Raw genomic sequence first — 12444 nt, 5'->3', positions numbered from 1 at the left:
TAAAATCTAAATATTATAAATTTTTAGTTAGAATTTTAATTACTTTATTTTCAGGAAAAAACTCTTTCCCAATTACTTTTAGAGTTGTGTATAGAGGCACCGCAATTATCATTCCTGTGATTCCAAAAAGTATTCCAATAACAAGAATCACCAAAAAGATTTCTAGAGGATGTGAATTTACACTTTTAGAAAAAATGATTGGAGACGAAATATTATTATCAATCAATTGTACTATAAAAAATCCTATAGAAACATAAATTGTTGTTGGTAGAATTACATCTTGAAAATCGTTTCCAATATTACTTAACATCGTTAAAATTCCAGCTAAGATTGACGCGATAAATGGACCAACGTATGGGATTACATTTAAAAGTCCACATAAGAAGGCAATGACAATAGCATTTTCTACACCAAAAATCAATAATACAATTAGATATAAAATAAAAATTATTGTAAGCTGCAATAACAATCCTAGAAAATATCTTGTAAGTAAAAGTCTTGTTTTTTCAATAGAATTTAAAATTTGTTCTTCATGATCATTTGGAAGAATTTTTTTCATACCAACAATAAATTGCACTTTGTCTTTTAAGAAAAAGAAACTAATAAAAAATACAGAGACTAAACCAATTCCAAAACTACTTATGGTTCCAATTATTGAATTGAAAAAGTCTGTCAAAAAATTGAAATTTAATCTAGATGTAATGTCAGTTTCTTTGAATATTTTATTGATTTCGATATTGTGATTGCTTAAATAAATACTCAATTGATTATAGAGTTCGATTGATCTATTTTCAATTGATTTTGTATCTAAAAGTGAAAGGTTTGTGCTTTGTGATGTTATCAAAGGAACAAAAAGCATAATTAAACCTGTGATTAATAGTAAAAACAATATCATTGTAGATACAACAGCTAAGCTATTTGAGAACTTAAATCTTTTTCTTAAAAATTCAACAATAGGATTAGCTATCATTGAAAAAATTACTGCTACAACTAGATAAACAATAACTGTTTGAATTTGATATATAAAATAGAGTGCTAGACAAACTAGCGCTAAAACACCAATTGCTCTTAAAATTCCATTTGCTATGTTCTTTGATGTTATCATTTGAATAGATTTTGTGTAAAAATAAAAAACTCGTTTACAAATGTAAACGAGTTTTTAGAATTTTTAATTTTATTTTTTAGTTTCTAAAAGAAGCTCTAGAACCACCAACAGCAAATACTGCATCCATTCTAGCTTTTTGTCCTAATGAGAACATATACATTCCTCTATCATCTGTATAATCCATGTAGTTCATTGTCATCTCTACTGGAGTACCAGAACAAGTACTTAAATGAGGATATGTTGGAACTCCATAATTAGCAGTGTTGTGAGTTGGTGTATCTGCAACTAAGTCGCTTCCACATGTAGCATCACCCCAAATATGACGTAAATTCATCCAGTGACCAACTTCATGTGTTCCTGTTCTTCCTAAGTTGAAAGGAGCAGTTGCAGTTCCTGTTGTTCCTAAATATTTAGAATCTATTACAACACCATCCGTTGCTGAAGAACCTCCTGGAAATTGAGCATAACCAAGAATTCCACCACCGATTGTACAAACCCATAAATTCATTTTAGTAGTAGGTGAGGTTGGAGCTAAACCACCACGATTAGTTTTCTTCATTGCATCAGCTGTACCCCAAGATGTTTTTGTAGTTGATTTTCTGATTACTTGATCTAAAACAAAAGAAATTCCAACATTAGCTTTAACACCAGAGAATAATGCAGGTACTTGACCATAATCAGAGTTTGTAGCATTAAAATCCTTATTTAAAACGTCAATTTGTGATTGAATTTGAGCTAAAGAAATATTTTCAGCAGTAGTTCTGTATAAAACATTAACTACAACAGGAATTTCAATTTTTCCATTAACTAATCTATAGTTTGGATTATTTTTCGTGAAATTTTCAGTAAACTCTTCAATTTTATTCATTCTAAGAGCCATTTCAGGATCTTCTTGCAATTGTCTTTTTAATACTTCATCAGAGGCGCAATGTCTTTCTGCGGCATTGTTCTCGGCAACAATTTTTGAATCTTCACTTTGACATGAGAAAAGCATCGCTAATAATGATGCTGATAAAAGGATTTTTTTCATAAAACTAAATTTAGGTTTAATTAATAGTTACGCAATCTTATAACATTTAATTAACATATAAAAATATTTTTACGAGTTTATTTTAAAGAATCGATAAAATACATTCAAATTAATTGCTAAATATATAATTTAGAATATTTGCTCCCATTTTCAATGCTTTTTCTCTAACTTCTTTAGGGTCGTTATGAACATCGGCATCTTCCCAACCATCTCCTAAATCACTTTCGAAAGTATAAAGTAATACTAATCTATTATTTTCAAAAATACCAAAAGCTTGTGGTCTTTTTCCATCGTGTTCATGTATTTTAGGTAAACCACTAGAGAAAACAAAAGGACCTTGAAAAATAGCGTGATTAGCTGGTATTTCTATCAAATTATTGTTTGGAAAGATTTTTTTGATTTCTTTTCTTATAAATTCATCCATTCCAAAATTATCATCAATATGAAGAAATCCTCCTGAAAGCATATAGTTTCTTAAATTCAATATTTCAGCATCGTTAAATACTACATTTCCGTGACCTGTCATATGAACAAACGGATAGGAAAATAAATCAGGACTTCCTGGCTCAACAGTTGCAGGTTTTGTTTTGATTTTAGTATTAATATTCTGGTTGGTAAACTTAATTAAATTTGGAAGTGATGTTGGGTTTGCATACCAGTCGCCACCTCCATTGTATTTCATTAATGCAATTTCTTGGGAATAAGAAAAAGAGGAAATTAAGACTAAGATTAAAAAAACTTTTTTCATTGAATTTATTCGTTTAATAGTGCTACGCTATGGCATGCTACGACAGCTGCCGTTTCTGTTCGTAATCTTGTTTTACCCAAAGATACTGGAATGTAATTATTTTCCAAGGCTAATTGAATTTCTTTTGTAGAAAAATCACCTTCTGGACCAATTAATAAAGTAATGTTTTCATTGAGAATTAAAGCGTCTTTTAAAGATTTTTTGTCTGTTTCTTCACAATGTGCAATGAATTTTTGACCTTTAAAATCCTTTTTTATAAACTCTTTATAGGTAATTGGTTCGTTCAATTTCGGAATGTAATAATGCAAAGATTGCTTCATTGCTGATTCAATAATCTTTTGAAATCGATCGTTTTTTATAACTTTTCTTTCAGAATGTTCGCAGATTATTGGTGTTATTTCTTGAATTCCAATTTCGGTAGCTTTTTCTAAAAACCATTCGTAACGTTCATTCATTTTGGTAGGAGCAACGGCTAAATGTAATTGTACTTTAAAAGGTTCTTCTTTTTCAAATGAAAGTATCGTAACCGTACATTTTGAATCAGAAGCAAGAGCTATTTCAGTTTTAAATATAAAACCTAATCCATTGGTTACAAATAAAATATCACTCTCTTTCTTACGTAATACTTTAATTATATGTTTGCTTTCTTCTTTGTCAAAAACAAAAGAAGTATCTTTCTCTGAAATAGTTGGATTATAAAATAATTGCATGTTAAAATTCTATTCTTGCTTTAGAAACTATGGAAGCATCATTAAACCTGTTTTCTAGATATTTTTGATAACCAACAATCCCAATCATGGCTGCATTATCTGTTGTGTATTCAAATTTTGGTATAAATGTTTTCCATCCATATTTTCCTTCTGCATTTTTCAAAGTTTCTCTAATTCCTGAATTTGCAGAAACACCGCCACCAATAGCTATTTGTGTAATTCCTGTCTCTGCAACAGCCATTTTTAATTTCTCCATTAATATTTCAATAATGGTGTGTTGAATAGAAGCACAAATATCAGCTTTATTTTCTTCAATAAAGTTTGGATTTTCTAAAACATTTCTTTGAATAAAATACAAAATTTGGGTTTTCAGTCCAGAAAAACTAAAGTTTAAACCATCCACTTTTGGTTTTGTAAATTGATATTTTTTCGGATTTCCTTCTTTGGCAAATTTATCAATCAAAGGTCCGCCAGGATAGGGAAGTCCCATTATTTTTGCAGATTTATCAAAAGCTTCTCCTACAGCATCATCAGTTGTTTCGCCGATAATTTCCATATTAAAAAAACTATTTACTTTAACAATCTGCGTATGTCCTCCAGAAATTGTTAAAGCTAAAAAAGGAAACTCTGGTTTGTTAAAACCTTCTTCATCAATAAAATGAGCCAAAATATGAGCATGCATATGATTCACAGCTATTAAAGGAATATTTAAAGATAACGAAAGCGATTTTGCAAAAGAAGTTCCCACTAAAAGAGAACCCATAAGGCCTGGACCTTGAGTAAAAGCTATTGCACTTAGTTGATTTTTATTGACATTAGCTCTCTTTAAAGCCATATCAACAACTGGAACAATGTTTTGTTGGTGCGCTCTTGAAGCCAATTCAGGTACTACACCACCATATTCTTCATGGATTTTTTGACCAGCAACAACATTTGATAAAACTTTATTATTTCTTAAAACAGCAGCAGCAGTATCATCACACGAACTTTCAATTGCGAGAATAAAAACATCATTATGTAACATTGGGCACAATTTTTGAATTATATTTGAATAACCATTATAAAACGATTATTTTTACAACGAATACAAAAGTAACTATTTTCGGGGTTTCTTATTCAATGCCAAAATTAAATTTTGAAAGAAAAAAAAGTAAATACTCGTTTTAAAAAAATCAGGAAAATTGTTTTTCGCGTTTTTCTTGCGCTTTTATTTCTGTTATTATTGACTGGTATTGCTCTTTCGTTGCCATCGGTTCAAACAAGAATTGCCCATTACTATACCGAAGAACTTAACAAACAATACGGAACTAATATTTATGTAGATCAAGTAGAAGTTACCATATTTGGTGGTGTTCAAATGAAAGGTGTTATGGTTAAAGATGAGAAAAAAGACACCTTAATTTTTGCCAAAAGAATAATTACAAACATTTTAGACTCTAAAAGATTATTAGATGGTGATTTGCTTTTTGGAGACATTAAAGCAGATGAATTAACCTTAAATGTAAAAACATACAAAGGTGATAAAGATACCAATCTTGATAAATTTGTAGCAGCTTTTGATGATGGGAAGCCTTCTTCTGGTAAGTTTTTAATGACTTCTGATAAAATTACTTTAGTAAATAGCCGTTTTATTCTACATGATTATAATCGAGAAAATCCTAAAGATGTTGATTTTACTCAGCTTAATGTATCAGCTACAGATTTTAAAATTCAAGGACCAGATGTAACTACCAATATAAAAGAAATGTCTTTCAAAGACCATCGAGGATTGTTTGTAGAGAATTTAAAATCTAAATTTACCTATACAAAGAAGAACATTAGATTAGAAGAGACTAGTATTAAAACCGCTCAATCTGATTTTGAAGGAGAGGTTATATTGAAATATGATAGAAAAGATTTTGCAGATTTTAATAACAAAGTAATTTTTGATGTTAATTCTAAAAAAGCAACTATCGCTTCTAATGATATTCGTTATTTTTATGATGAATTGGGTAAAAATCAAATCTTCGATTTTAGAGGTAAAGTCGATGGTACTTTAAATGATTTCACAATTAAAAACTTAAAATTAAAGGATACGAGAAATTCAGAAATTGTTGGAGATGTAAACTTTAAAAATCTTTTTGCTAAAAAAGGACAAGGAGAATTTTACATGAATGGTTCATTCGACAAAGTAACTTCTAGTTATGAAAATCTAGTATCAATTCTTCCGAATGTTTTAGGTAAAAAATTACCTTCTTCTTTAAAAAAGTTAGGACAATTTAATCTGAATGGAGATGCCGAGATTACTACGAAAAGTATAGATGCCGATTTTGATTTACAAACAAGATTAGGTAATGTTTCTTCAAAACTTTTAATGACCGATATTGATAACATTGACAATGCTTCTTATTCTGGTAATATAGTCTTAGATAACTTTGATGTAGGTAGTTTTTTAAACAGAAAGGATGTTGGAAAAGTTTCAATGGATGTTGATGTGGACGGAAAAGGATTTGTTGAAAAATATCTAGATACAAAGTTTTCGGGTGAAGTTAAAAGCGTTAGATATAATGGCTATACCTACAAAAACATTTTGGCCGATGGAAGTTTTAAGAAACCAATTTTTAAAGGAAACATCAATGTTAATGATCCTAATTTGTTTTTTGATTTCAATGGAATAGTTGACTTAAGTAAAAAAGAAAATATATATGATTTTCATGCTAAAGTAGATTATGCAAATCTTAAAAATTTAAACTTCATGAATGATGCGGTATCCGTTTTTAAAGGTGATGTTGTCATGAAAGTTACTGGAAGTAATCTCAATAATATGAGAGGTGATGTTGTCATTACAAATGCATCCTATCAAAATCCTAAAGACATTTATTTCTTTGATAATTTAACCGTTAATTCAAGTTTTGATGCTGAAAATATTAGAACAATTTCATTGTATTCACCAAATGAAGTTAATGGGAAAGTAGAAGGTAAATTTGATATCAATCAAATACCAGGTATGATTGAAAATTCGTTAGGAAGTTTATACACCAATTATAAACCAAATAATCTAAAAAAAGGTCAATTTTTAAAATTTGAATTTACAGAGTTTAATAAAATTATAGAAATTATAAATCCTGATATATCGTTCAGTGATGACGCCGTTATTAACGGAATTATTAAGTCGGATGATAATGATTTTAAATTGAATTTCACCTCCAATACTATTGATGCTTTTGGGACACATTTAGATAAAGTGTTACTTGAAGTAGATAATAAAAATCCATTGTATAATACTTATGTTCAAATGGACAGTATCAAAGTTAAAAACTATAAAATAAGAGACTTTTCACTTATTAATGCTACTTCCAAAGATACTTTATCGTTTAGAACTGAATTTAAAGGAGGTGAAAAAGGGAATGACTTTTATAATTTGAATTTATATCACACTATTGATAAAAACAACCAAAACATTGTCGGTTTTAACAAATCAGAAATGATGTTTAAGGACTATCTTTGGTATATTAATGAAGAGGAAAACGATAAAAACAAAATCGTATTTGATAAAAAGTTGAGTAGTTTCACTTTTGATGATATTGTAGTTTCTCATGAAAATCAATCCATAGCATTAAAGGGATTATTGAGCGGAAAAACAGAGAAAGATATTCAACTAACATTTCATGATGTAAATCTAAATAAGGTTACACCAGATGTAAAACAATTTAAGTTTGATGGAAATCTAAATGGCGAAGTGTTTCTAAAACAAAAAAACGCCATTTATCAACCAACTGCATCTGTTGAGATAAGTAATCTTATAATAAACGACAACGAGTTAGGTAACTTAAACTTAGATATTGCAGGAAATAACGATTTCACCAGATTTGATATTGAATCAAAAATTGAAAATGAAAATTTCAAATCATTTACTGCTGATGGAAATCTTCAAATTGTAGATAATTCTACATTAATTGACTTGGATTTAAATTTCCAAAAATTCAATTTAGGTGTATTGGGTAATCTTGGTGGCGAAGTATTATCTAATATTAGAGGCTTTGTTTCAGGTAAAGCTAGTTTGAGTGGTGACGTTAATAATATTGATTACAACGGAAGATTATTTGTTAATGATGCTGGAGTAACTATTCCATATTTGAATGTTGATTATGCTCTTAAAGATAATTCAATTGTTGATGTAACTCAAAATAAATTCATTATCCAAAAAACTAAAGTAAATGATACTAAATTCAATACTGAAGGTGATTTACAAGGATTTATAAAACACAAACAATTTGGCGATTGGGAATTAGATTTAACAATTGATTCTAATAATATTCTTGCTGTAGACACTCAAGATAAAGAAGATGTTGCTTATTTTGGAAGAGCATTTATAGATGGTTATGCAACAATTAAAGGTCCAACAAATGGGTTAGAAATTAATGTCAATGCTAAATCTAATAAAGGAACCGATATTAAGATTCCTATTAATGATGCCGATGCTGTTAGTGAAAATAACTATATACAATTCTTGTCCAGAAACGAAAAATTAGGTCTTAATACGAAACAAGCTGAGTTTATTAGAAACTACAATGGTCTTCAAATGAATTTTGAGTTTGATATCACTACAGATGCAAGTATTGAAGTTATTCTTGATAGAGATTCTAAACACGGTATGAAAGGAAAAGGAGTAGGAACACTTTATATGAACATTAATACTTTAGGTAAGTTTGAAATGAATGGTGACTTTCAAGTTTGGGAAGGTTCCTATAATTTTAAATATGGAGGTTTAATCGATAAGAAATTTGATGTCAAAAAATTTGGTTCTATCGTTTGGACAGGAAATCCATTTAATGCAACATTAAACCTTGAAGCTGTATCTAGAAATATTACTGCAAACCCAGCCGTATTAATTGATAACGCTTCTTTCAATAGAAAAATTCCAGTTGAAGTTATCATAGATTTAAAAGGAACAATCAATAATCCTGAACCCGATTTTAATATTAATTTTCCAAACGTTAGTTCTGTTTTAAGGTCTGAAATTGAAACTAAGTTGGGAGATAAAGATACGCGTCAAAAACAAGCTTTATATTTACTTTCTACAGGTGGATTCTTAAGTCCAGAAGGAATAAGTCAATCGCAAATTACTAATAGTTTCTACGAAAAAGCTGGAGCATTATTTGGAGATTTATTTAATGATAAAGATGGTAAGATGATTGTTGATGTTTCCTATACATCAGCAGATAGAACTTCTCTTAATCCAACAGATGGTAGAGTTGTGGCTTCTGTTACTACCCAAATTAGCGAACGAATTACTATTAATGGAAGAGTAGGTGTGCCAACTGGAGGTGTTTCTGAAACGGCTATTGTAGGAAATTTTGAAGCTCAATACCGCGTTAACGAAGATGGTACATTGAACCTAAGAATATTTAATCGTGAAAACGATATCAATTATATAGGACAAGGTATAGGATATACACAAGGCGCCGGAATTTCCTATGAAGTTGACTTTGATACCTTCAAGGAATTGGTTAATAAAATTTTCAAATCTAAAATAGATAGAGAGAAAAAGAATCTTATTGAAACTCATGATGATTCTGATGTTCTTCCTGATTATATTGAAATGGAAAAAAAGGAAGAAAAGAAAAAATCAGAACCAGAAAACAAACCTAATACTGATGCAAAACCTGAAGATGAATGATTCAGGTTTTTTTTATGCATTTCTCAATTTAGCTTCTTAATAACTTAAAACTTATCAACGAAAACGATTGAATTTCGCTGGTTTTATCAAATCAGTAAAAATCTCATCACTTATATGCATATTCTTTGCTAAATTTACATTTTAAAACATAAAAATATGTCAAAAACGATAAAAAAAATAGGTGTACTTACTTCAGGAGGTGACTCTCCAGGAATGAATGCAGCTATTCGATCTGTTGTTAGAACTTGTGCTTACCACAACATTGAATGTGTTGGAATTTATAGAGGTTACCAAGGAATGATAGAAGGCGATTTTAAAGAAATGGGACCACGTTCTGTAAACAATATTGTAAACAAAGGTGGAACAATTTTGAAATCGGCTCGTTCCAAAGAGTTTATGACGGTTGAAGGTCGTAAAAAAGCTCACGAAAACCTTGTTGCTGCTGGTATTGATGCCTTAGTAGTAATTGGTGGAGATGGTTCTTTTACTGGTGCCGAAATTTTCAACAACGAATTTGGATATCCAGTAATGGGAATTCCTGGTACGATTGATAATGATATTTTTGGAACTAGTCACACTTTAGGATTTGACACAGCATTAAACACCGTTGTTGACTGTATTGATAAAATTCGTGATACTGCCAGTTCACACAATCGTCTATTTCTTGTAGAAGTTATGGGACGTGACGCTGGACATATAGCTCTTAATGCCGGAATTGGCGCAGGAGCAGAGGAGATTCTTATCCCAGAAGAAGATTTAGGATTAGAACGTCTTTTAGATTCTCTTCGTAAAAGTAAAGCTTCAGGGAAATCATCAAGTATTGTGGTGATTGCAGAAGGTGATAAAATTGGTAAAAACGTATTCGAATTAAAAGATTATATCGAAGAGAATTTCCCAGAATATGATATTCGTGTTTCTGTTCTTGGTCACATGCAACGTGGTGGTTCGCCTTCCTGTTTTGATAGAGTTCTTGCAAGTAGGTTAGGAGTGAAAGCAGTTGAATCTATCCTTGAAGGAAAATCCAATTATATGGTGGGAATGTTAAACGATAAAGTTGCCTTAACTCCATTAGAACAAGCTATAAAAGGTCATTCAGAAATTGATAGAGAACTATTGAGAGTTTCTGATATCATGACAACTTAATACAACTTCAAAAGTCAATTTCAATAATTAATAATAAAATATAAAATTAAAATAAAATGTCTAAAGTAAAATTAGGAATTAACGGATTCGGAAGAATTGGAAGAATCGTTTTCAGAGAAACATTTAACAGAGATAATGTAGAAGTAGTAGCTATCAATGATTTACTAGATGTAGAGCATTTGGCTTACTTATTAAAATATGATTCAGTTCACGGTCGTTTTAATGGTAAAGTAGAAGTTAAAGACGGACAACTTTATGTAAACGATAAATTTATCAGAGTAACTGCAGAAAAAGATCCAAAACTAATCAAATGGGATGATAAAGACGTTGATGTTGATGTAGTTGCAGAATGTACTGGAATTTTCACAACATTAGAAACAGCTCAATATCATATTGATGGTGGTGCTAAAAAAGTTGTGATTTCTGCTCCATCGGCAGATGCTCCAATGTTTGTTATGGGTGTAAATCATACTGAGGCTAAAGCTACAGATACAATTGTTTCTAATGCTTCTTGTACTACAAACTGTTTAGCTCCATTAGCAAAAGTTATTAATGATAATTTCGGAATCGTTGAAGGATTAATGACTACAGTTCACGCTACAACAGCTACTCAATTAACTGCAGATGGTCCTTCAAGAAAAGATTGGAGAGGTGGTCGTGCTGCTAGTGTAAACATCATTCCATCTTCAACTGGTGCTGCTAAAGCGGTTGGAAAAGTAATTCCGGCGTTGAATGGAAAATTAACAGGTATGTCATTCCGTGTTCCTACAGTTGACGTTTCTGTAGTTGATTTAACCGTTAAAGTTGCTAAAGAAACTTCTTACGATGAAATTATGGCAGTTTTGAAAAAAGCTTCTGAAAACGAATTGAAAGGTATTTTAGGATTTACAGAAGATGATGTAGTTTCTCAAGATTTTGTTGGAGATTCAAGAACTTCTGTTGTTGATGCTAAAGCTGGAATTGGTTTAAATTCAACATTCTTCAAATTAGTTTCTTGGTACGATAACGAATATGGTTATTCAAGTAAGTTAATCGATTTGTCAGTTCACGTAGCTGGTTTATAATAAAAAGAAAAAAGAGAATAGAATATAGAGAATAGATTTTTCGATATTTTTGTTCTCTTTTTTATTTTCTTTTCTATACTTTTAAAATATGAAATTATTAGTTGACAGTGGATCTACAAAAGCCGATTGGATAGCAATAGACGAAAACGGAAAAGTTTTGTTCACAACACAAACCTTAGGATTAAATCCTGAAGTTTTAGACAAAGAAGAAATTATCAATCGTCTTGATGATAAATTTGATATTTCTCACAATAAAGAAAAAGCAACGCATTTATTCTTTTATGGTGCCGGATGCGGAACTGATAGAATGAAAGACTTTCTTACTATTGTATTTAAAGAATATTTTTCAAATGCTGCTATTTCTGTGCATGAAGATACTTATGCTGCTGTTTATGCAACTACTCCAAAAGACGAAAAAGCCATTGTTTGCATCTTAGGAACTGGTTCTAATTGCAGTTTTTTTGACGGAAAAGTGTTGCATCAAAAAGTGCAATCTCTTGGCTATATAGCTATGGACGATTGCTCAGGAAATCGCTTCGGACGTCATTTATTGCGTGGGTATTATTTTAATAAAATGCCTAAGGAATTAGCCAAAGAATTTGAGGAAGAATACAACCTTGATGCTGATTACATTAAGAATAATTTATACAAAGAGCCCAACCCAAATGCCTATTTAGCGACGTTTGCTAAGTTCTTAATCAAACATAAAGATGATGCTTTCTGTAAAGAAATAATCAAAGCAGAAATGAAAGACTTTGTTGAAAATTATATCATGCAATTCGATAACTGTCATGATGTATTAGTTCACTTTGTAGGTTCAATAGCATTCTACCTAAAAGATGAATTGGAAGAAGTTTTAGAACACTATGACATAAAAATAGGTAATGTTCTTAGAAGACCAATTGACGGATTGATTGCTTATCATATTTTAAATAAATAATTAGAAAAACCTGACAATCACGTCAGGTTTTTTTATTTTTACATC

At 30.4% G+C, this 12444-nt stretch carries 9 protein-coding genes; 4 read left to right on the top strand and 5 right to left on the bottom strand.

Annotation, left to right across the window (positions count from 1 at the left end):
• Positions 1-13 precede the first annotated feature (13 nt).
• The 5 genes from ACIQ06_RS01490 to tsaD all read right to left on the bottom strand — a co-directional run bounded on the left by ACIQ06_RS01490 (position 14) and on the right by tsaD (position 4617).
• Positions 14-1105 carry an AI-2E family transporter gene (locus ACIQ06_RS01490; protein ID WP_396143328.1) on the bottom strand — a complete coding sequence of 364 codons (1092 nt, stop codon included), beginning with the start codon at positions 1103-1105 and terminating at the stop codon, positions 14-16.
• A 76-nt stretch (positions 1106-1181) separates the two neighbouring features.
• Positions 1182-2135 carry a zinc metalloprotease gene (locus ACIQ06_RS01485; RefSeq protein ID WP_396143325.1) on the bottom strand — a complete coding sequence of 318 codons (954 nt, stop codon included), beginning with the start codon at positions 2133-2135 and terminating at the stop codon, positions 1182-1184.
• 109 nt (positions 2136-2244) lie between these two features.
• Positions 2245-2883 (bottom strand): DUF4159 domain-containing protein, encoded by a 639-nt coding sequence (locus ACIQ06_RS01480; RefSeq protein ID WP_396143323.1) that lies wholly within the window; start codon positions 2881-2883, stop codon positions 2245-2247.
• Between the two features lie 5 nt (positions 2884-2888).
• Positions 2889-3593: a 16S rRNA (uracil(1498)-N(3))-methyltransferase gene (locus ACIQ06_RS01475; RefSeq protein ID WP_396143321.1), complete on the bottom strand. Its 705-nt coding sequence runs from the start codon at positions 3591-3593 to the stop codon at positions 2889-2891.
• Between the two features lies 1 nt (position 3594).
• Complete coding sequence (gene tsaD / locus ACIQ06_RS01470; RefSeq protein WP_396143319.1) at positions 3595-4617, bottom strand: tRNA (adenosine(37)-N6)-threonylcarbamoyltransferase complex transferase subunit TsaD; 1023 nt, start codon at positions 4615-4617, stop codon at positions 3595-3597.
• 111 nt (positions 4618-4728) lie between these two features.
• Here tsaD and ACIQ06_RS01465 point away from each other — a divergent pair, with 111 nt between their 5' ends.
• The 4 genes from ACIQ06_RS01465 to ACIQ06_RS01450 all read left to right on the top strand — a co-directional run bounded on the left by ACIQ06_RS01465 (position 4729) and on the right by ACIQ06_RS01450 (position 12399).
• Positions 4729-9252 carry a translocation/assembly module TamB domain-containing protein gene (locus ACIQ06_RS01465; protein ID WP_396143317.1) on the top strand — a complete coding sequence of 1508 codons (4524 nt, stop codon included), beginning with the start codon at positions 4729-4731 and terminating at the stop codon, positions 9250-9252.
• 156 nt (positions 9253-9408) lie between these two features.
• Entirely contained in the window at positions 9409-10395 is a 987-nt protein-coding gene (gene pfkA / locus ACIQ06_RS01460) for a 6-phosphofructokinase (protein ID WP_396143315.1), read from the top strand.
• 56 nt (positions 10396-10451) lie between these two features.
• The gene (gene gap, locus ACIQ06_RS01455) at positions 10452-11459 is read left to right on the top strand and encodes a type I glyceraldehyde-3-phosphate dehydrogenase (protein WP_396143312.1); all 1008 of its coding nucleotides are present in this window, start codon (positions 10452-10454) and stop codon (positions 11457-11459) included.
• Positions 11460-11547: 88 nt separating this feature from the next.
• A complete protein-coding gene (locus tag ACIQ06_RS01450; RefSeq protein ID WP_396143309.1) occupies positions 11548-12399 on the top strand; it encodes a BadF/BadG/BcrA/BcrD ATPase family protein in 852 nt (283 codons plus the stop codon).
• The last annotated feature ends 45 nt before the right edge of the window (positions 12400-12444 follow it).

The organism is Flavobacterium sp. (assembly GCF_044341265.1).
Classification (GTDB): Bacteria; Bacteroidota; Bacteroidia; order Flavobacteriales; family Flavobacteriaceae; genus Flavobacterium.
This window is presented reverse-complemented; position numbering and strand designations above follow the sequence as displayed.